This is a genomic window from Paenibacillus sp. FSL R7-0204, assembly GCF_038002225.1.
Taxonomy (GTDB): Bacteria; Bacillota; Bacilli; order Paenibacillales; family Paenibacillaceae; genus Paenibacillus_AQ.
This window is the reverse complement of sequence record NZ_JBBOCA010000001.1, coordinates 1,077,657-1,098,620: the sequence shown is the minus strand read 5'-3', so window position 1 is coordinate 1,098,620 and position 20,964 is coordinate 1,077,657. Positions and strand designations below refer to the sequence as shown.

The 20,964-nt window shown below is 50.8% G+C and carries 21 protein-coding genes; 1 reads left to right on the top strand and 20 read right to left on the bottom strand.

Annotation, left to right across the window (positions count from 1 at the left end; all coding sequences use genetic code 11):
- Positions 1 to 45 precede the first annotated feature (45 nt).
- From MKX42_RS05085 to MKX42_RS05070, 4 genes are all read right to left on the bottom strand, one after another.
- Positions 46 to 921: a stalk domain-containing protein gene (locus MKX42_RS05085; RefSeq protein ID WP_340751565.1), complete on the bottom strand. Its 876-nt coding sequence runs from the start codon at positions 919 to 921 to the stop codon at positions 46 to 48.
- A gap of 176 nt (positions 922 to 1,097) precedes the next feature.
- Entirely contained in the window at positions 1,098 to 1,466 is a 369-nt protein-coding gene (locus MKX42_RS05080) for a VOC family protein (protein ID WP_340751564.1), read from the bottom strand.
- A 68-nt stretch (positions 1,467 to 1,534) separates the two neighbouring features.
- Complete coding sequence (locus MKX42_RS05075) at positions 1,535 to 2,146, bottom strand: phosphotransferase-like protein (RefSeq protein ID WP_340751563.1); 612 nt, start codon at positions 2,144 to 2,146, stop codon at positions 1,535 to 1,537.
- A 68-nt stretch (positions 2,147 to 2,214) separates the two neighbouring features.
- Entirely contained in the window at positions 2,215 to 2,952 is a 738-nt protein-coding gene (locus tag MKX42_RS05070) for an SDR family oxidoreductase (RefSeq protein ID WP_340751562.1), read from the bottom strand.
- A 180-nt stretch (positions 2,953 to 3,132) separates the two neighbouring features.
- Here MKX42_RS05070 and MKX42_RS05065 point away from each other — a divergent pair, with 180 nt between their 5' ends.
- Positions 3,133 to 4,041 carry an AraC family transcriptional regulator gene (locus tag MKX42_RS05065; protein WP_340751561.1) on the top strand — a complete coding sequence of 303 codons (909 nt, stop codon included), beginning with the start codon at positions 3,133 to 3,135 and terminating at the stop codon, positions 4,039 to 4,041.
- Here MKX42_RS05065 and MKX42_RS05060 read toward each other — a convergent pair.
- From MKX42_RS05060 to MKX42_RS04985, 16 genes are all read right to left on the bottom strand, one after another.
- Positions 4,034 to 4,543, bottom strand: a complete 510-nt coding sequence (locus tag MKX42_RS05060) for an AAA family ATPase (RefSeq protein ID WP_340751560.1) — start codon at positions 4,541 to 4,543, stop codon at positions 4,034 to 4,036. The two genes, MKX42_RS05065 and MKX42_RS05060, sit on opposite strands and share 8 nt — an antisense overlap.
- Before the next feature lie 280 nt (positions 4,544 to 4,823).
- Positions 4,824 to 6,656, bottom strand: a complete 1,833-nt coding sequence (gene glmS / locus MKX42_RS05055; RefSeq protein WP_340751559.1) for a glutamine--fructose-6-phosphate transaminase (isomerizing) — start codon at positions 6,654 to 6,656, stop codon at positions 4,824 to 4,826.
- A 657-nt stretch (positions 6,657 to 7,313) separates the two neighbouring features.
- On the bottom strand, positions 7,314 to 8,654 hold the full coding sequence (gene glmM / locus MKX42_RS05050) for a phosphoglucosamine mutase (RefSeq protein WP_340751558.1): 1,341 nt from the start codon (positions 8,652 to 8,654) through the stop codon (positions 7,314 to 7,316).
- Between the two features lie 112 nt (positions 8,655 to 8,766).
- Positions 8,767 to 10,224 (bottom strand): CdaR family protein, encoded by a 1,458-nt coding sequence (locus MKX42_RS05045; RefSeq protein ID WP_340751557.1) that lies wholly within the window; start codon positions 10,222 to 10,224, stop codon positions 8,767 to 8,769.
- The gene (gene cdaA / locus MKX42_RS05040) at positions 10,217 to 11,050 is read right to left on the bottom strand and encodes a diadenylate cyclase CdaA (protein WP_076160722.1); all 834 of its coding nucleotides are present in this window, start codon (positions 11,048 to 11,050) and stop codon (positions 10,217 to 10,219) included. The genes MKX42_RS05045 and cdaA overlap by 8 nt, the downstream gene beginning before the upstream one ends.
- A 211-nt stretch (positions 11,051 to 11,261) precedes the next feature.
- Complete coding sequence (locus MKX42_RS05035; protein WP_036724508.1) at positions 11,262 to 11,876, bottom strand: anti-sigma factor family protein; 615 nt, start codon at positions 11,874 to 11,876, stop codon at positions 11,262 to 11,264.
- 99 nt (positions 11,877 to 11,975) lie between these two features.
- The gene (gene sigW / locus MKX42_RS05030; RefSeq protein ID WP_036696241.1) at positions 11,976 to 12,542 is read right to left on the bottom strand and encodes an RNA polymerase sigma factor SigW; all 567 of its coding nucleotides are present in this window, start codon (positions 12,540 to 12,542) and stop codon (positions 11,976 to 11,978) included.
- 1,163 nt (positions 12,543 to 13,705) lie between these two features.
- Entirely contained in the window at positions 13,706 to 16,498 is a 2,793-nt protein-coding gene (gene ppc, locus MKX42_RS05025) for a phosphoenolpyruvate carboxylase (RefSeq protein WP_340751556.1), read from the bottom strand.
- Between the two features lie 299 nt (positions 16,499 to 16,797).
- Positions 16,798 to 17,076: a holin gene (locus MKX42_RS05020; protein ID WP_340757619.1), complete on the bottom strand. Its 279-nt coding sequence runs from the start codon at positions 17,074 to 17,076 to the stop codon at positions 16,798 to 16,800.
- On the bottom strand, positions 17,076 to 17,786 hold the full coding sequence (locus tag MKX42_RS05015; RefSeq protein ID WP_340751555.1) for a M15 family metallopeptidase: 711 nt from the start codon (positions 17,784 to 17,786) through the stop codon (positions 17,076 to 17,078). Before MKX42_RS05015 ends, MKX42_RS05020 begins: the two co-directional genes overlap by 1 nt.
- Complete coding sequence (locus MKX42_RS05010; protein WP_340751554.1) at positions 17,758 to 18,150, bottom strand: hypothetical protein; 393 nt, start codon at positions 18,148 to 18,150, stop codon at positions 17,758 to 17,760. Before MKX42_RS05010 ends, MKX42_RS05015 begins: the two co-directional genes overlap by 29 nt.
- Positions 18,137 to 18,334, bottom strand: a complete 198-nt coding sequence (locus MKX42_RS05005; RefSeq protein ID WP_076081810.1) for a hypothetical protein — start codon at positions 18,332 to 18,334, stop codon at positions 18,137 to 18,139. The genes MKX42_RS05010 and MKX42_RS05005 overlap by 14 nt, the downstream gene beginning before the upstream one ends.
- A gap of 1 nt (position 18,335) precedes the next feature.
- Entirely contained in the window at positions 18,336 to 18,653 is a 318-nt protein-coding gene (locus tag MKX42_RS05000) for a hypothetical protein (RefSeq protein ID WP_340751553.1), read from the bottom strand.
- A gap of 170 nt (positions 18,654 to 18,823) precedes the next feature.
- Positions 18,824 to 18,955: a hypothetical protein gene (locus tag MKX42_RS04995; protein WP_340751552.1), complete on the bottom strand. Its 132-nt coding sequence runs from the start codon at positions 18,953 to 18,955 to the stop codon at positions 18,824 to 18,826.
- A 55-nt stretch (positions 18,956 to 19,010) separates the two neighbouring features.
- Positions 19,011 to 19,484, bottom strand: a complete 474-nt coding sequence (locus MKX42_RS04990; protein WP_340751551.1) for an XkdW family protein — start codon at positions 19,482 to 19,484, stop codon at positions 19,011 to 19,013.
- Between the two features lie 14 nt (positions 19,485 to 19,498).
- Positions 19,499 to 20,959, bottom strand: coding sequence for a hypothetical protein (locus MKX42_RS04985; protein WP_340751550.1), 1,461 nt, complete (start codon positions 20,957 to 20,959; stop codon positions 19,499 to 19,501).
- Positions 20,960 to 20,964 lie beyond the last annotated feature (5 nt).

Sequence of the window (20,964 nt, the reverse complement as noted above, 5' to 3'; positions counted from 1 at the left end):
AAGGCCGACCACTTCACCCCTGGACTCAAATGCCTCACCTCCTGTTCACTGTGGATGATAATCAGAGAATCCCGAAATCAGAACTCTAGACCCCTTGGTGACGCTATCCACCTTCCAAGTTCCGTTCGCGAATATTAGCGAGACTGTACGATCTTCTGCATATTGATCTTCACCTGTAAGACCATTGGCCACTATTACAGATTGTGAAAGTATGGCAGAATTATTACTGGTATACATGGGTAAAGTGACAGGTGTTTCATAAGTACCCGTCGTTTTCAATCCTTTATTCTGAATAATAGACTTCATTAATCTATCCGTGAAGTACGGTTTGAGGGTTAAATTCACATTTTTAATTGAAGATAGATTTGAGGCTTGATTTAATTTATCTGATAGAAGTTTCAAACGTGCTTCAGAAACTTTATTCTTTTCAGGAATTTGAATAGATGGGGGCTCCATATTAACAACCAATCCTTTGTTGCCCGCTGTTACTGTTGCTTGTTTAGACAGCTGGTTCCATAATACCGTTGCTCCTAACGACTGACTAACAAAACGAAGAGGAACGTAAGTAGTTTCATTGATGACTTGTGTAGCAGTATCCAAATCAACATATTTCCGCGATGGTGTATCTGGATCTTCACTCGATGGAGCAGATTCAATAATCACACGTTTGAAATTTGCTGCAAGCCATATCGTCGAATTGCCGGTTTTGATTTTAACAACTTTATCTGTTTGAAACCATTCCAAACTTGCGCCAAGATTTTCGGAGACAGCACGTAAGGGGATTAATACTCGTCCGTTGTTGATTTGACCATTGTTAATCGTTGTAGATGCTTGTGCCTCTGCCGCATAACTAGACCCAGTTGTTAAATGTAGCATAAGAAATGCTGTTAAAAGCAATGCAATCGTCCATCTTTTCATCATAATATTTCCTCCTCTTAAATAATTCACCACAAACTACTCTCACGCATCTGATTTCACTAAGAAAATAGAATTCGGTCACACAAAAACTCCCCATACAGCAACAGGCTTTATTATTTCACCTGTCTACCATATGGGGAGCAAATCAGTGCAGAAACACTGTCTTCTTATGTTGCGGATCAGCCTTTACTATGCAGAGTAATCAGGTAACCGTCCGGATCGGCGAAGGTAAAGGTACGTCCGAAGGGACCATCGATGGGGGCGGATGTAATTTTCACGCCTGCTGCTGCGAGCTTATCGTGAATGTCTTGTGTATCCGGGGCATAGAGCCATAGCGCAACACCAAGTCCAGGCTGAGTCCCCCTACTGAGTTCGACTCCCGGCAGGAGGTCACGAAGTGCAAAAGCAATAGGCTTGGTGTCAAAAACCACCGCATGAGGCGGGCCCGCCTGTGAACGAACAAGTCCAAGATAGTGTTGATAAAACTCAGCAGAGCCTTCAAGATCGCTGACCTGAAGTGAGATGAAATCGGGTCCAATGACTGACATAATAGCCTCCTAATATTCGCGTTTGTAGGTTAATATAGTCTTCATTATACCCACCCTTCCTGACAACGTTATGTCAGTAGCGTTCTATTAAGATCTGCATCTCTTTTGCGCAATTTCTGAAATGCCGAGAATTCCTGATTGGACTTAATGTAGTTAAGGATCTGTTCGGCGCATTCTGCCGGATTCAGCTCTTCCGTATTCACTTCGAGGTCATATTCCTCAAAACAATAGACGATGTCGAACTGCGCATCCGCCAGTCCAATCTGCCGGTCGCCTCTGGCCTGCTCTCTTCTGATGAGTTCTTCCCGGGAGCACAGGACACCAACAAATAGCGTAGTAGTCCGATCAGCAAAATGATCCCAAAACTCATTAAATCTCTTATCGTTGTCGAATACGGTATCCACGATGACATTGAAGCCCATTTCCGATAACAGCTTAATCGTCGAATAGTACACGGAGACTATGGAGTCATCAAGTATTTGCGAGACCGCCTGATGGTCTATTTCCCGTACAGGCTCGTCTGGAAATTTATGATTAATGAAATCATTGTAGTTCATGAAAAAATCATCAATCGATACATGATAAAATGGAATCTCTTTCTGCTTTATCAATTCAGCCGAGATGGAGCTCTTCCCGGAGCTTGAAGTTCCATTTAGAACAAGCAACATGCCTTTATTCATTTCGTCCCCTCCTATTCATCCATCCATTATAAACCATAGGCGATAGAGGACGGAACTCATCATCTGCTTCAGTTAAACCCGCCGTTGACGCGAATCGTCTGACCTGTGATCCAGCGGGCCTTGTCACTGACAAGCAAGTCGATCACATTCGCAATATCCTCAGGCTCCCCAAGCCGTCCAAAAGCATTCATCCGCCGGAAGGAATCCACCAGTTCCTCGGACTTCCCGTTCAGGAATAACTCCGTCGATACCTGCCCGGGTGCAACGCAATTCACGACGATATCCTTCGCTCCGAATTCCTTTGCTAATTGGCGGGTTAACTGCTCGACTGCCCCCTTGGTTGCGGCATAGACGCTATAGGTTGGCAGCATCGCTCCTGATACCGAGGTCGAGAAATTAATAATCGTTCCGCCCTGCTCCATATGCTTCATCGCTTGCTGGCAAGCGAAATAAGTGCCTTTTACATTTACAGCAAAATGCCGGTCGAACATCTCCTCTGTTACGTCCGCAATAGGCACGCATTCCATAATCCCGGCATTATTCACTAGAATATCGATACGCCCGAATTGCCCGATTGTCTCCGAGAATAGCGCTTCGACCTCGCTCACCTTGCTTACGTCGCCTTGAACGGCTATCGCTTCCCCGCCAGACTCCTTAATGATTTGGACGACCTCGTCCGCTTTCCCAGGATTAAATGAATAATTGACAACCACTTTCATTCCTAACCCGGCCAATTGAATAGCAATTTGTCTTCCAATACCCCTTGATGCACCTGTGACGATGGCTACTTTTCCATTCTGACTCATTAGGACCACTCTCCTTAAATTTGCTTAGGCCGGATGATGATCGGTTGGCCTTATGGATCCATTGTAAATCAATCGACCAGCATCCAGTTATAACAGACCTGTTCACTTCTTGCCTATTTCTCTTCAACTCGTTATGATTAACAGCAAACCCCATGAGTATGGGAAAAGGAGGCTTCTAACTTGAACGATTCATTGCGGACTGGGCCACTTTTGCAGCAATTGGCTGCGCTGATCCTCCGCCATGCTCCATCGGCAGGTACCCGCCAGACGCTTATCCCTTCCCTGCAGCTGATGCACGCCACTGATGTAGCTGAACCGCTGGAATCCGTGTATAAGCCATCGATCTGCGTCGTTGCCCAAGGAGCCAAAGCAGCCACCCTGTCCGGCGAAACTTATCATTACGATCCTTCCACTTACCTGGTCACCTCTGTCGAGCTGCCGATCAACGGTAGAATTACCACGGCTTCGCCTGAGCATCCGTTTCTGGGCATCAAGCTAAGCTTCGATTCTGGCACCATCCTGGAAATTGTGAAAGAAATGGCAGACCCCACCCTTGTGCGGGGTGAAACCTCGCTTGGCATCACGGTTGCCCGAACCTCTGAGCCCTTACTCGAAGCCATCGTACGGCTCATCCAGTTGCTCTATGTGCCGCAGGATGTTCCTGTTCTGGCACCACTGATTATCCGTGAGATTCTCTATCGCGTTCTTCAAAGCGACCAAGGCTCCCACCTGCATCAGTTCGCCATCATCGGCAGCCATGCACACCGGATTGCTGAGGCCATCCAAGTGATCACCAAGCAGTACGATCAATCCCTTGTCGTTGAACAGCTTGCAGAGTCTGTAAACATGAGCACATCCGCCTTCCATAAGCATTTCAAGCGCGTCACCGCCATGAGCCCGCTGCAATACCAGAAGGTCATCCGCTTACAGGAAGCCCGCCGCCTCATGCTGACCGAATCCCTCCAAGCCTCCGATGCCGCCTTCCGCGTAGGCTATGAGAGCCCCTCCCAATTCAGCCGCGAATATGCCCGCCAATATGGGAGACCTCCGGCGACCGATGTTCAGGGGATTCTTGGATTATCTAAGTAGCTAACTTCTTCAGACTTAGCTGTTCACGTAACGACATCCAGCTTTCCGTCACGGTTTGATGCGCTGTATCAATCACGATGCGGTCACGGTCCCAAGGCTCGTAATGTCTGTTCTTCACCTCATTCCAAGTGGGCAGGGTAAAGCCGGGAATATCGGTTGTACGAGTGCTGATTCGATGCTTGTGCGTACATTCGTCCGAGCAGACCACTTCAATTTCGACAAACGAAATTTCTAGAGACTCTGCTACATTACGCCAAGCTTGGCGGGTATAGTGAATGGGATTGACCGTGTCCGCTATCACGTCCAGACCCAAAATGAGATTCTGCCTCGCTATCTCGTAACAAACGATGTAACCCTCAGGTCCATCAACCTTAACCCCGGCCACGCGCATAGCCTGTTCTACGACATCAACCCGAAGATACGGTGCCCGAAGTTCACTTGCTAAAGCTGATGCTAATGTAGACTTACAGGTGCCTGGCAACCCGCCGAATATATACAGCATATGGATTTCCTCCTCCATGACAACCTGTTTACTGTTCTATGCCTACTGTCTGTTTGAATATGATGATACCTTAACTACCCTAGGGACCGCGGAGCGTAATCGCTTACATATCATAGCAGACTCTACCGGAATTAACGATGAAGTTGATTTATTTATTTGTATCTTCCCATCAAAAAAAATAAGCCGCCCTAATTTCTCAGGGCGGCTCAAGATGAATTAACTTAATTATAGAATATTTCTATATCAACTTTAATCAAAAATATAACCACTTCCCCAAACCCTACTCCACAGTAACACTCTTCGCCAAGTTTCTTGGCTTATCCACATCGTGACCCAGGGCCAGAGATGCATAGTAAGCAAGCAACTGCAGGGTAACTACAGACAGTGCAGCGGTCAGCAGCGGCAGGGTCTGAGGGATCACGAACACCTGGTCAACGGAGCGGAGCAGGTCGTCTTTGTGCTCTTCGTGGGTGATGGCCATGACATGGGCGCCGCGTGCCTTCACTTCTTTGATGTTGCTGACGGTCTTCTCCAGCACGGATTCCAGGGTAGCCAGAGCGATGACAGGAACGCCTTCTTCGATCAATGCCAGGGTACCATGCTTCAGTTCACCCGCAGCATAGGCTTCGGAGTGAATGTAGGAGATTTCCTTGAGCTTCAGCGAGCCTTCTTGCGCTACAGCGTAATCTACGCCGCGGCCGATGAAGAACAGGTGCTTGTGCTCAGCGATTTGCTCAGCGTAAGCTTCGATCGCGTCTTTTTGGCCCAGAATGACTTCAACTTGCTCCGGCAGAGACTGCATAGCGGCCAGAATCTTGGTAACCTCAGCCTCAGTCTGTGTGCCGCGTACTTCAGCCAGATACAGACCCAGCAAAGTGAATGCGATCAGCTGGGAAGTGTAAGCCTTGGTCGAGGCTACAGCGATCTCTGGACCAGCCAGCGTAACCAGTACACTGTCTGCTTCCCGGGCAATAGAGCTGCCTACTACGTTGGTGATCGCCAGCACATGGGCTCCGTTTGCTTGACCTTCACGAAGAGCGGCCAGAGTATCTGCAGTTTCACCTGATTGGCTGACTACGATCACCAGTGTCTCCGGAGTTACGATTGGCGAACGGTAACGGTATTCAGAAGCGATATCATTCTCTACAGGAATACGTACCAGGGACTCAATCAGGTTACGTCCAACCAGACCGGCATTATATGCAGTACCGCAAGCTACCACTTGGATATTGCGGATGTTCTTGATTTGTTCTTCTGTCAGGTTAAGCTCAGGCAGAATGACTTTGTTACCTTCCGCGTTCATCCGTCCGCGCATTGTATCGCGGTATGCCTTTGGCTGCTCGTGGATTTCTTTCAGCATGAAGTGCTCATAACCGCCCTTTTCTGCGGTAACGGCATCCCAATCGACAGTAATCATTTCCCGAGAAATAAAATTACCTTCAATCGTCATCAGTTCGACAGCATCCCGTGTCAATACAGCCATTTCGCCGTCGTTCAGAATATATACGTTGCGGGTGTATTCCAGCAGTGCAGGAATATCCGACCCGATAAAGTTCTCGCCCTCTCCAAGACCGATGATCAGCGGGCTGGCTTGACGCACAGCTACCAGCTTATCCGGTTCATATTCAGTCAATACACCCAGGGCAAACGCTCCGCGCATGTAAGAAATCGCCTGCTGTACAGCCTTAACGATATCTCCCTTGTACTCACGGGCAATCAGGTGAGAGATGACTTCTGTATCTGTCTCCGAAGTGAAGTGGCATCCTCCGGCAATCAGCTCTTCTTTGAGATCCAGGTAATTCTCGACAATCCCGTTGTGTACTACCGAGAATTTGTGACTGTTGTCAGTGTGAGGATGAGAGTTCTCATCGGACGGCTTGCCGTGTGTTGCCCAGCGAGTGTGACCGATACCGGCACTGCCTGTCAGCGGAGTCGCGTCCAGACGGGATTCCAGGTTCGCCATACGTCCCTGTGCTTTTACCACCTGCAGACCATCCTTCGTGAATACGGCAATCCCTGCGGAATCGTACCCGCGATACTCCAGCTTTTTCAGACCCTCTACCAAGATCCCCTGCGAATTCTGATTACCAATATATCCTACAATACCACACATTATAATTTCCTCCGTCCAATTTATCGTAATTAGGCGCGCATGAGGAAAGAAACGTGCCGTGCGGCATGTTTTGAAGAAAAGCAAATATGATGTTGTCCATTACAACCAACATGATAACCTGTCAATTACATCGTTAGTCACGATTATGCACAGTCTTCTCCTCTGCCGTGGCAGAACTGTCTGCGTTCCTGCAAATGCGCATACCCATGATTTGTACATCTTTAAGTTGGCACCCACAAAAGCGTTGTGTGCAAGGTCGCCCTCGCATTTTCCGCTTCCATTTACGGCTCTGGTGCATCACCGGGAGGTCCCCGCCGAACATTTCGAACACCTCCACCTCGTCAGCTTACATCTGCCGTGATCCGTTCAGACCGTCCTGCACTGCTTACGCAGCCACCGGTCCTCCCTTCTCTCCCGCGCAAATCAAGCTCTGGCGCTTGTGTTGCAATAACCTTACAATCCTCGCTTTCCTTCTGGAATGACACTTAGTCTATTATATGCACCTCTTACTGATTTTGCAACGATGTGGCGAAGAAAACCTTTTTCATCCATTTCACATTTTTTCCAAACAGCTATGACCTTATTAATAATTCAGCCGGTGAACGAATTGGATTGCTCCATCCACCGGCTACCCGTTCCTGCTAATTCAGTGAGTGTTTACACCAGCTCGCGCTGAACCACTTCAACAATCTGCCCTACAAAAAGATCCAGCTCCGCCTTATCCGGCCCTTCGGCCATTACACGAATCAGCGGCTCGGTTCCCGAAGGACGCACCAGGACACGCCCGTTGTCGCCCAGCTTGCTTTCCACTTCTATGATCGCGGCCTCAATGGCCGGATTGTTCGGATAATTGGTTTTGTCCTGCACACGCACATTGACCAGCACCTGCGGATATTTAGTCATCATGGATTTCAGTGTGCTTAGCTTTTTGCCGGAGGACTTCATGGTATTCACCAGTTGAATCGCAGTCAGAATTCCGTCACCAGTAGTATTATAGTCCAGGAAAATAACATGGCCGGATTGCTCCCCGCCCAGATTATAGCCGCCGCGGCGCATCTCTTCCATGACATAACGGTCGCCGACCGCAGTCTTCGCTGTATTCAGCGACAGCTTCTCTGTTGCCTTGTAGAACCCGATGTTGCTCATTACTGTAGATACAATGGTGCCATCCTTCAGCTTCCCTGCACGGTTCATCGCATCCCCGCAAATGCAGAGAATGAAGTCGCCGTCCACCTCGTCGCCGTTCTCATCGATAGCGATCAGGCGGTCCGCATCCCCGTCAAAAGCAAGTCCCAAATCCGCACCATGGCGCAGCACCTCTGCACGCAGAGTCTCCGGGTGTGTGGAGCCGAAGCCGTCATTGATATTAAGCCCGTCCGGCTCTGCCCCAATGGCAATCACTTCTGCGCCCAGTTCCTTGAACAATCGCGGCGCCAGCTCATAAGCTGCGCCGTGCGCGCAGTCGAGCACCACCTTCGTGCCCTTGAAGCTCTGATCGATGGTGGTCTTCAGATACTCCAAATAGAGGTATTTCGCTTGATCATCCACCTGCAGCGTGCCCAGACCCGATCCTACCGGGCGCGGCAGTTCATCCTGCTCGGCATCCATCAGCTCCTCGATCCGCAGCTCCGTTTCGTCTGTCAGCTTGAAGCCGTCTCCGCCAAAGAACTTGATTCCGTTATCCTCCACCGGATTATGTGAAGCAGAGATCATAACTCCGGCATCCGCCTGGAGCAATCTTGTGATATAAGCAACAGCAGGTGTAGAGACTACACCCAGACGGATCACATCTGCCCCAATGGACAACAAACCCGCAATGAGTGAAGATTCCAGCATCGGACCCGAGATCCGTGTATCCATCCCGATGACCACTTTAGGCTTTTCCACATTTCCTGCCAGCACATATCCCCCGCAGCGTCCAATACTGTAGGCCATTTCTGCTGTTAATTCACGGTTAGCCACCCCGCGTACGCCATCTGTTCCGAAATACTTACCCATCTTTTTTTCTCCTTTAGAATACGCTGCTTCAGCTTAATAAATTATAGTATGAATGATTCGATAATTCGTGTATGTCAGGTGCATATAAATAGACTCATACGTACATGAAAAGTTACGTTCCGCCCGTACTGTCGGCATTATTTCCGCTTGCGGGCGGCGTTGGTTCAGCAGTCTCCGGCAGAATATGTGTCGGCGCCGGGGTCTCCTCTATAACCTCACCTGTATGCTCCGGGGTCGGTTCTACGAGCGTCTCGTCCCCGGATGCAGGTTCAGCACTGGGCTCCGGCGTAGGCGATGAGGAGACCGGGCTGCTGTCCGGCGCGGCAGTCGCGGCCGGAGCAGCAGGTGCCACCAGCTCCACCTTCGCAACAAGCTGCGAGGCGGTATTCTGCAGGGTAATGAACCGGGGGAGCGACACCTGCAGCGTAATATCGTGAACGCCAGCCGTAAGCCCTCCGACATCTGCAACTACGCTGATGCTATCCTGGTCGAGCTGATCCAGCAGCGTTGGCGCACCTGATAGGGTCAGATCCATAGTGGCGCTTCCAGGATCTATGACACGGGATGTCAGCCCGGTGCTGACGCCCTCCAGCTTAATGGGGATAGCAGAGAGGGTCCGCTGGGTAATCTCCGCCGCAGAGACCGCTACGGTCATTGCTGCAGGCTCAATCTTGCCGGTGCCCTCGGGCGGCTTAAGCTCCAGCTTCATCTGCTCTGTACCTGCATTCTTGATAGTACTCAAATCCAGCACTGCCTCATACGAGGATAAGGTCTTAAGGGTCTCTGCACTGCCGTACACTGTTACCATATCCTGCTCAGGCGTTACCCTAGAGAGCACCAGTGAACCCGGCAGACTGCCAGTGAAGCTGATGTCCAGCGGCAAGGTTTTGGAAGGGAGGGTAACAGGCACTTCTACCGCTACTGTAGAGGGTTCAATGACCGCATCCTCAAGCGCATTCCCCTTACTATCCAGAGCGAAGAGCTTCAGCCTCTTCTCGCTAAAAGTCTCATTCTGCCCGTCCAGCTCCACCTTCCCCTGCACCTTCGCTACCCGTCCAAGATCACTTGCAGGAAGGGTAACCTCCACGGATACCGGATCAATTACAGGACTGCCTACTTCATATCCTGCTGCCGGCTCTCCCGTAATATTCAGCGAGACGGGAAAAGACTTGGTCGTCCGCGCCTCGATATGCACATTCACCTGATTCGGGACCATAGCTTCCAGGGTTACACCGCTTGGAGTCGAATACATCAGCGGAAGCGTGTTATCGCCAGGCTTCACATCCTTCAGATCCAGCCATACCCGATAAGCATCGGAGAACTTATAGGTCAGATCAGACTTTTTGCCCATTACCTCCATCCTGACGCTATCCACATCCTTGGTCAGTACATACTTCTCACTGTCGAAGCCTTCAATCTCCACTTTGACATTCTCAATCGTCTTAGCTTCAGTATTAACCGTAGTCTGGTACGTTGGCGCTGTATCCACATGCACAATGGTCCACAGAATAATCCCTAGAGCCAGGGCAAGGATCTTGTTGAAGTTGTTGTTCTTCATCCATTTATCCATTGTCTTTATTCCCCCTCCGTCTCCAGAAAGCAGAGCTCTTCTCCATCAGGGGCGAGCTGCTTGCACTCAGCTCTTGGTGCAGCTTCGAGATCAGGGATTCTTCCTTGATATCCCGGACAATTTGTCCATTAATGGCCAGTGAGATCTGCCCCGTCTCCTCGGAGACGACCACAGACACCGAGTCAGCGACCTCACTGATACCGATGGCGGCTCGGTGCCGGGTTCCCAGCTCCTTGCTGATGAACGGATTCTCAGAGAGCGGCAGGTAACAGGCCGCCGCCGCGATCTGGCTTCCTTGCATAATCAGCGCCCCGTCATGCAGCGGCGTATTGGGGATGAAGATATTAATCAGCAGTTCCGAGCTGACCTCAGAGCGCATGGCGATCCCGGATTCCGTATATTCATTAAGCCCCGTGGCCCGTTCGAATACGATCAATGCCCCGATTTTGCGGACAGCCAAATAATTCACGGCTTTAATCACTTCACCGATTAATTTGCTGATCTCCTCATCGCTCTCCGCATTTCGTCCGAAGAACTTGCCCCGGCCGAGCTGCTCCAGCCCCCGCCGCAGCTCCGGCTGAAAAATAATAAAGATCGCAAACACCCCGAACGTAAACATCTGGTTCATCAGCCATTTCAGCGTGTATAAGTCGAGAAGCGTACTGCCGCCCCAGATCACGACCAGCACCAGAATCCCCTTCAGCAACTGAACTGCCCGCGTCCCGCGCACCATATTGAGCACTTTATAGATAATATAGCTGACAATTAGAATATCGATTATATCTTTAATGGATTCTTTCCATGTAAGGTCAGTAAAGTAGCTCATGGCCGAAAACCCCCGTCATTTCAAATTAGCTGGGTTTATGTAAATTGTCTGTTAAGCTTGAATCTTATTCTAGGTTATAACGTTCCGCCTCCGGTTGCAAGTTTAGCGGCTGGTAAATTGAAGAACCTGTAATTTCAGGCAACAAAAAAGCGCCATCTTTCCGGAAAAAGAGGCGCAAATGAGTTATCTGCTACAAGCGACCAACATTTAGCTATCGGTAGGCAACTTCAGAGAACATGTTTGTCACTTTATACCAGATCCAGCTTACGGCTTGGTCTATACTTTTGACTTGCCCGGAGATATGGGCGGTTGAAGCCTGATACAGCGAACCGTCGATCACCGTTACGTTCCCGTTGACTTCCCCGTAGACTTGAGTCTTACCGTTCTCCACCGTCAGATCACCGGAGATAATTTTGCCGGAGGGTACAATCACCGTATTCCCCTTGATCACAACCTGGTCGAGGTCTGCCCCTCTAACCACAAGCTGCCGATCCTGATTCCAAAAGGTTACGGAGCTCATCAGCATTACAAGAATGAACATAGACGCCGCCGTCAGGGCCGGATGTCGCTTGATCCAGGTGATGAAGGCTCTTTCCTTCTTGGGTTTCGGTAATGAATCCATAATCCGGCCAACCAAATCCTCCGAGGCCACAGGTGTCTGGTGCATCAGGGAAAACATCAGCATATCGGTCTGTTCCAGTTCTTTGAACCTCGCACGGCACTCCGTACAGGATAAAAGATGCTCCTTCAATTCCCTCTGCTGCAGGTCGGGCAAGTCGTCATCCAGGTAGTCGTGCATCATAGAGACGGCCAGTTTGCATTCCATAGGAGCCAATCCTTTCATACGTGCTAATTTAGTGCATAAGACTTGCTTAACTTACATACGTCCCTGCCCTGCAGGAGTTTCATAAAAAATAATCTATTTTTACAATTTGGGTCCTAACTTCTTACGTAAAAACTCACGACCCCGGTGCACCCGGGTCTTAATCGTCGTCACGGGCATATCCAGCACATCGCCGATCTCCTGTAGTGACAAATCCTGCAAATACCGCAGAATCATCACCGACCTGTACTTCACGGGCAGGCTGTCGATGGCTTCATAGATGAGTCTCTGCGTCTCCGAGAGCAGCAGTTCCGTCTCCGGGGTCACATTATCGCTCGGAATCATCGAATACCCGTCAATCCCCTCCTGGTCGTTCATCTCGGCATCCAGGGAATAGGTCGGGCGCCGCTTACGCAGCCGGTCAATGCAGAGGTTCGTGCCAATTCGGTAGATCCATGTCGAGAACTTCTGCTTATCATCATACCTGTCCAGATTTCTGTAGACGCGCAAAAAAGTCTCCTGAACAACATCCTCCGCCTCATGGCGGTTATTCAGCATACGGTAAGCCAAATGATAAATTTTGTCTTTATATAGTTCCACAAGCTCGGCAAATGCCCTTTGGTCACCCTTCAGGGCGAGCTTTGTCAGTCTGCCTTCCAGATTCTCCACCTGTTAACTCCCCCAGACTTGCCGCCCTTGGACTGTCAGCTCTTCGAAGACCACGGTACAAGCATTTAAATCGTAAATCATGTGTGTTCAAAAATCAAGGTTTGTATTGTTACCTTCTATATAATGTGCTGGGAAAGCTTGCTGCCGGGTTGCGCTGATGGAACCCCCTGGCCCCCTGGCGGCTGATTAGTCGGGGGCTGCGCAGAACATTTGGACTTCCGGTCGCTGTTATTGGCGGATTTCCTGATTAGAACCGCTAGATGCGGTTGAAATCTGCCAATAAAGGCGAACGCTATCGCTCCTACAGTTCCAAATTTCCGCTTCGCCCACTCCATCAGCCTGGTTCCCCCCACTGCTTTTCTTGTTGCCCAAGTATATCTCAGGCAACAATGGGGTGGGGCATGGACTCGGCCGGGTCCCTGACCCCCGGCCTCCCTGGAACGGCAAAACCTCCTATCAGATGAAGCATGCCCGTGCCGTATGCCCCTCTTAGGGCAGCACCTCACTTGTTTGCATCCACCTGTTTCATCCTCATTCTATTTCTATTCGGTTTTTTGCATACATTTTGCCGATAACCCTCAGATCACCCAATGTATTCGGTTTTTGGCATACATTGCGCCGGACGAGTACTGTGCAGTTCAAATGTAATCGAAAAACCGACTACATTGCGCCGGACGAGTGCTGTGCGGTCCAAATGTAATCGAAAAACTGACTACATTGCGCCGGGTGGCGGTATGCGGTCCAAATGTAGTCGAAAAACCGATTACATTGCGCCGGATGGTGCCGTGTGGTCCAAATGTAATCGAAAAACTGACTACATTGCGCCGGGTGGCGGTATGCGGACCCACTGTATTTGGCCCATGCGACTTCACGACCTTCTAATGTGTTCGGTTTTCCTCATACAATTGGCCCGTGCGCCTTCCTGACCGCCAATTTCCTATAAAAAAAGCCCACCTCCGGCTAGGAGGTGGGCGGGAACTTCTAAAGCGCCTTAGGGCCGGCTTCAAAGATTCAAGACCGAGAGATCAAAACCTAAGACCGGAAAATCAAAACCTTAAAGCGGCTTCGCCGACTTTTAGACCCAAAACCCTAAAGCGGCTTCGCCGACTTTGAAGAACAAGATCGGTAGAGTAAAGTGCAGCTACGGTGATCAACGCAAACCATCAGCCGGTATTCCGAAGACCGGCGGCAATACCATTGATCGTGAGCAGCACTTCGCGCAGCAGCTCAGCGTCATCCCCCTCAGCCTCACGCAAGGCGCGAAGCTCGGCGAGGAGCTGAACCTGCAGGTAGCTGAGCGGATCAACGTACGGATTACGCAGGCGGATGGATTCCTGAATGACCGGAACATTATCCAGAATATCCTGCTGGCCGGTGATCTGAAGGATCAGCTCGGAGGTCAGCTTGAACTCGGCCTCGATTTGGCCGAAGATTCGCGCACGCGCCTCCTCGTTCTTACCCATGCCCGCGTATTCCTTGGCGATGACAAGATCCGCCTTCGCAATCGCCATCTGCAGCGTATCGATCAGGGTCGTGAAGAATGAGAAGTTAGCATACATATGCTGCATGATCTTCATATTCTCTTCCTTGCCCTCATAGAAGCTCTGCAGACCGGTTCCGGCGGCATACCATGCTGGAAGCAGATAACGGCTCTGCGTCCAAGCGAATACCCAAGGAATGGCACGCAGGTCCTCGAAGCGCTCGCTATTCTTCCGCTTCGAAGGGCGAGAGCCGATATTCAGCTCGCCTACCTCCGGCAACGGGGTTGACTCTTTGAAGTACGTCAGGAAATCCGGATCACGGAAGATCAGATCCTGATATTTATTCAGCGAGACTTCAGAGATACGGGCAATAATCTCATCCCACTTGGCTTCGTACAGATCCGTCTGCGGCGTTTTGGCATGAATAGCCGCCGTGATCAGCGCAGATGTTGCCTGCTCCAGACTGCGGTAAGCAATGCCTTTCATCGAATACCGGGAAGAGATAACCTCGCCTTGCTCGGTAATCTTAATCCCGCCGCCGATGGTGGAAGCCGGCTGAGCCAGAATACTCCGGTTGAGCGGCATACCGCCGCGTCCGAGAGCGCCGCCCCGTCCATGGAAGAACTTCAGCTTAATGCCGAATTCATCGGCAGTCGCTGTAATCTCTTTCAAGGCCACACGCAGCTCCCAGTTCGCTGTAACCACGCCGCCGTCTTTATTACTGTCGGAATATCCCAGCATAATCTCCTGCAGATCATTCATCGCACGAACCGCATCGCGGTAGATCGGCATGCTGAGCAGCGTACGCATAATCTGCGGCGCATCATGCAGGTCGTCAATCGTCTCGAACAGCGGCACCGCCTGCAGAGTACAGACTACCGTACCGTCGTTGTCTTTGCGGAACAAGCCGACTTCCTTGGAGAAGACCATAACCTCCAGAATATCGCTTGCCGCCTCCGCCATACTGATCAGATAGCTAGTGATGCACTGTACGCCGTATTCCTCCTGCGCCTCATAGATCGCACGGTATACCGCCAGGCACTCCTCTGTCCCTTCACTATAAGACTGGTAAGGGGAAGTCAGCGGACGCGGATCATTCAGCAGCTTCTCCAGCAGCACAATTTTCTCTTGCTCCGACAGCTTGGAGTAATCCGGTGTAACATTCATCTTGGCCAGAACCTCTGTCATTGCATTCTCATGCTCCTGGCTGTGCTGGCGGACATCCAGCGTAGAGGTGTGGAAGCCGAACAGCTCCACCTGACGAATCAGCTTCTTAATGTAGGTATCTGCTACATAATCGGCGTAATGATGCCGCAGGCTGCGGTCAATCACGTTCAGGTCGTCGATGAATTGCGCCGGGGATGCGTAGCGCTCTGGTGTTCCTTTTTTCTCATCGTCCAGCACATTCTGGGTCTTCGAGATCATATAGCTGAGCTTAATCCGGTAAGGCTCGTTATCATTACGCCAGGCATCGACGCGGTTGAGATTGATAATATTCCGGTCTGCCTCAATGGATTCCAGCAGCTCCGGCGTCACATTCACAATGCTTGTACTAAAGCTGAGATACTGCATCAGCTCGCGCATAATACGCTGGTATTCACGAATAGCCAGCTTGCGCTGCAGACGGAGGGTCTGTAAGGTAACGGATGCCTTCACTGAAGGGTTGCCGTCGCGGTCTCCCCCGATCCATGAACCGAAACGCAGATAGGTCGGCACATGCCAGTTCTGGCCCGGATAATATTTGCTCAGACAGCGCTCAAGCTCCTGATATACATCCGGCAGCACTTCAAAAATCGTCTCATGGAAGTAATACATTCCGTTACGCACTTCATCCAGCACCGTTGGCTTGCGGTCACGCAGTTCATCGGTCTGCCACAAGGTAATAACCTCATTCAGCAGCTTCTCCCGGAGCTGTTCGCGTTCGCGGAAGGTCAGCGTCGGATTATCCAGCCCCATGACGTCGTCGGAAATCCGTTTGTGGATATCGAGAATCGCACGGCGCATAGCTTCTGTAGGGTGAGCGGTCATAACCAGCTCGAGCGACATGCCGCTCATGATCTCAAGAACCTCTTCGTGGGAGAATTCCCGTTCGCGAAGCTCCTGAACCGCGCTCTCAATCGACCCCGGCTGTACAGTCTCTCCGGCAGATCGTTCGTAGTCGCGTTTGCGGCGAATCCGATGGTTCTGCTCGGCGATGTTCACCAGCTGGAAATAAATCGCGAACGCGCGGATCACCTGATGGCGATTCTCCGGGTCCAGTGAGCTGATCAGCTCTTTAAATTCATTGTGCAGTTCAGGCAAAAACAATGAGCGCAGCGATTTGCTGGTCTCCCGGATCTTCTCCACAATATCCAGCAGTTCGTTGCCGCCTTGGTGTACCAAGACTTCGCCCAGTATGTTCCCCAGGAACCGTACGTCTCGCCGCAGCAGATTGTTGGAGTTGCTTTTGCTAACGGTAGTCGTAAGTTCGGTCATGCTGCTCCCCCCATCCTCTTCCGGATCAATGCTCTTAGCATTGTCTATTTGAAAAGCTTCCTCATATCATACAATAAAAACGCCCGGAAATCTTCAACTTTATTGCGCGGTAAAGCAGTGCAGTGATTTCGATTATACACCAAACCGGCCATTTATGCAGTCCCAAAAAATTATGTATTTCTTCCTGGTATATTCTCTCTTTGATATGTGCTTTATGCAGTGTTAATGTTAAGTTATATGACGTGAAACGACAAAAACAGCCAGCTCCGCAGAGCCGGCCGTTCATCACAGGTTAACTTTTATTTCATTGTGTGCCCTGAGCGGTTGTTGAATGCCAATTCGAATAATCCGGTAGCCGATAACCCGGCCAATCCGCCTGCCCATAGACGCAAGGTCAACTCCAGCTCTGTAAAAGGATACGCCGCCGCTCCAACCAGCAGCCCGATGCCCAGTCCGATAAAAGGGATGCTGTTACGCGGCAAATGGGTATTATTTTTGATCAGCTGCACCAAGGCAAGAATAAATACGGCCAGGATGGAGGCAAAAGCCAATACATGGTCCAGCAGTTCGCGGTTCATCATGAGATTGCTCCTTTCTGCGGTGTGGTGGTGATCTCCACGGTGTTAGCAGCCGGATGGTAGGCAATCTGAGCGCCCAGCGCCTCCGCAATTTTACGTGCAGGAACATAGGTAACCCCATTCTCCAGCCACCCGTCCGCAATCTTCCTGCCATTCACCTGTACTGCAACTTTCATCTGAGTCTTCACCGCTTGCTCCTCCTTGGGCTTGATGCGTTCAACCACCGCCTCCACGGCCGCAGCCGCAGGCTTTTTCCCCGTCCGCAACTCCGCCAGACTTAATCCGAAGCTCATCTGCAGATGCGGATAATCCTTGAAGCTAGTCCAGTCGCCGCCCCATTCGAACCCGATGGCCTTAGCGTGCTGCACCACCTCCATCCAATCCCGAGTGCCATTCTGGTTGCCGTCCCTGCTCATATCCCAGGAGACGCTGGAGCCATCCGGAAGCAGCAGCGCAAAATCCACCGCCAGCCCATAATTGTGATAACTGTACCCGCCGCGCGCATTGGTCACGATTGCTCCCGGCCGGGTTCGCCCCTGGGCATAGAGCGCATCCTGTTCGGCAATCGTCCGCAGGCCTTGGGTAATCAGGATAGGCACACCGCAAGCATGAGAGCGTTCAATCAGTGCGGTGGCTGCGGAGAGTACAGCGGGATGAAGCCCTTTTAACCGGGCAGCAGATTTATTCAGAAGCTGAGCCAGCGTCAGCATGCGATTCCTCCCCTTTCCTGATTTCAGAGAGGACCACGAACAGATCCTGACGTCTGGTGTACATCAAGAGGGTTAGGATGACTAGCCCTAGGGTCGTTCCCGTCTGGGCAATAGCCCAGGTATCCGATTGCAGCGAGCTTCGTATAGCTTCCGGGGCGGGAGCGGAGCTGAATCTGATCCAGAAGGCCACCGCCATTTTCACCGTATACGCTCCGAGGAAAAAGAACGCCGCCAGCATAAACAGACTAACTACGCGCACCCGGAATCTCCGGCGGAAATACAAAAAAAGCGCAGCCATCAGCAGCAGCGCACAGATAAAGGATATGGAATAGGCCAGTAACAACACAATATCAATGCTGCTCATCTTCTGCCCCCCGATCATAGATTAGGAACTGGGCGAACCCGTTGTTCCTGATTTCATCCTGAATGTCCTGAGAGACATTCTTGTACCTTCGGATAGAGAGCGACACCTTATGTCCTGCCAGCGCCAGCCTCCGCTCTCTGTCCCGGTGCAGGGGCGATAGACGCTTGATCCACGCACTCAGCACGTTATCCCCCCCTGTCTTCTTCATTAATACTATTACTACCCGTATGGTTGCCCGCGGAATGGTCTATCTTCAACCGCTGTAATACTTCAAGCGTGGGTGCCATGAAGTCTGACCGCTCTTTATCGAGGATATTCTGCAGCCTGTCCCGGTCTTCCTCAGCACGCTCCAGCAGTTCACGCGGCACCAGATTCCCCTTCACAATTGACCGCAAAAGCACAAGCATAATCATGAGCAGAATCAGAGCGATGATATAAGCCAGTCCATACTTATCCGCAAGCGGCAGCAGCTTCTCCAGATTCGCTACATCGTTGCTGTCCATTGCTTCACTCCCTTCTGTGTGGTTATTAAAATAGTTATTAAAGTAGTTCTATAAGACGCACTTAAGATTTAAACTTGAAGCTTCATCGTCACTGCGTTGAACATTTGGACTTAGCCCCCGGACGGGTCCGAGGGCAAAATAAAAACGCCCTCAGCGGCGCCTCTGGCAATCTACTCTTCAGTTACAAGGAACGTAAGTCCGTTCTCCATCAGAATCTGCTTGACGGCAGGCTTCAGCGTAGCGGGGACCTCGCTATACTTCGTCTTCCCCAGCGTGACGCGTTGTGCAAAAAATAAGGCCATTGCTCTCACCACCTTTCTATTAATATGTGAAACCTTAGGCAAGCCAGCCGAACGCTCAAGAATAGACTTGGGTTGCCATTTCAGCAATAATATCCTCGATAAAATCCGCCCGTTCGGCCAGCGCCTGATTCTGCGCTCTCAGCACCATATTCTCTTGCTGCAGCTGCTCCATCTCAGTCAGGACCGGCGGCTTGTTCGCCTCAGCCTCCTCGTACGCTTCCCAAGCTGCTTGCAACTCAGCCTCGGTCGGCTGCGGCACATTCAGCTTCCAGACCGCAATATATGGCCCTTTCTCTACCAGATCATAATCCTCGCCTTCGGTCAGCAGATTGTAGTCAATGCCGTAGCGGTAGTGGACGCCTTCTACAGGTTGTTCACCAATTTCAGGCGGCTTGATCTCGTAGCGGACTCGGCCTTTGGCTTCGGCTCCCGGCCGAAGGACGGGTTCCGGGCCGTTGTCCTGTACGATGAAGTCGTGCAGGGGGTTGGCGGTTGGGTATAAATACATAATTGCTTGCGCTACATTCATGCGATTCCCCTCCTCTATGCTATTTGTGTAATTATTACGTATGTGTAAGCAGGATCTGGATTGGTTGCCACGCTTGCCGTTGATATTGCCCACAAAACCAACGTGCCTCCTGCTTCCATTCCCATTGAAGCTGCACCACTGACAGAGCCATAACCCGAACTGCCTGGTCGCAAATGCGAGACGTATAAAGACCCTCCGGTAGCAGAACCTATTCCTAGCTTAATTTCACTTCCGTCTGGAACATTTGTAAATTGGACGGCAGCTGTAATCAAGTAAACGCCTGTTGTCTTAGCTGTGAAGATACCTGTTGCTGGGTTGTATTCTCCCCTGTTGTCATTGCCCTCTGCATTGCAAATTATCTTCGTTAATACGTTGGCAGATAAGTTTTGTTGAACGGTATGAGTCCCGTAAGCGAATGAACGCGATGAAAAGGTATTATCTCCCCATGGGTTGAGCACCTCTGAATTTACAATCCCTCCCGCTCCGGCAAAATTCCCATTTGTAGAAGATGCCTGAGTGCCCGCATACGATATGTGACCAGCCAAATCTGCTACATACCCGTGTGTATTTCCTGTGCCACTGAAATTTTCCGCATAAGCTTTCCCGCCATTAACGGCGCTCACAACCCGCCCTTTATTAGAAATCACACAAGCTGTTAATCGTGCAGTTGCCAAATTTAGCACAATACCAGATTGATTCGTCGCGCTCACAGTAGATATTACTTGGTTCACGACTGCGGCAGTAGAAGAACGAATGCTCACCGCTTCAACCGTTGTTGCAGTACAAGTAAAACCGTCAATAGTCGTGACTATCGTACAGTTAACAATCTCAACCCTCTGTACAAATCTGCTTGCAGCGACCCCGATAACACTCAGTGCACCTTCACCTCCAAATCCTTTTAGTGAAATTGCTTCTGGGTATGTTCCCGGTCCTATATAAACATTAACTGTATGATTGATTGTTTTCGGCAGGACGCTATAAGCTTTTGCCCATGTTTTAAACGCTCCACCCGCCGTATCCCCCAGCCCCGTATTCCCATCATTTCCATCCGTCCGGACGTAATAGGTAATATCCGCCGTAGTCTGCTGCGGTGTTGTCACTAGATTCGCTTTGCCATTCCAGGCCGTCTTCTCCACATCGCTTACGAAGCGATTGGACGAGTCCTGGGCGATGACCGATGGCGAGTGCGTGGAAGGATGCACATAATTATTAGCCCCCTGCGCCACACTATCCAGCTTCGACTTGTCCGCTCCAGCCATCAGGCCAGCAGCAGTCGTGGTCGCAACCGCCGTAGACGCCTTTGCGTTCCATGCCGAGCGTTCCGTCGCCGTAATGTGCTTGACCGTATCCGCAGCATGATCCTGCACGGCCTTGACGGCGGTGTCCAGAATATCCATATTGCCGTTCAGGTCGGTGATATCTACAATGTCTGTACCATCGGGCTTTTTCAGCCCCAGATTACCCGTTGTCTTCATCGCTC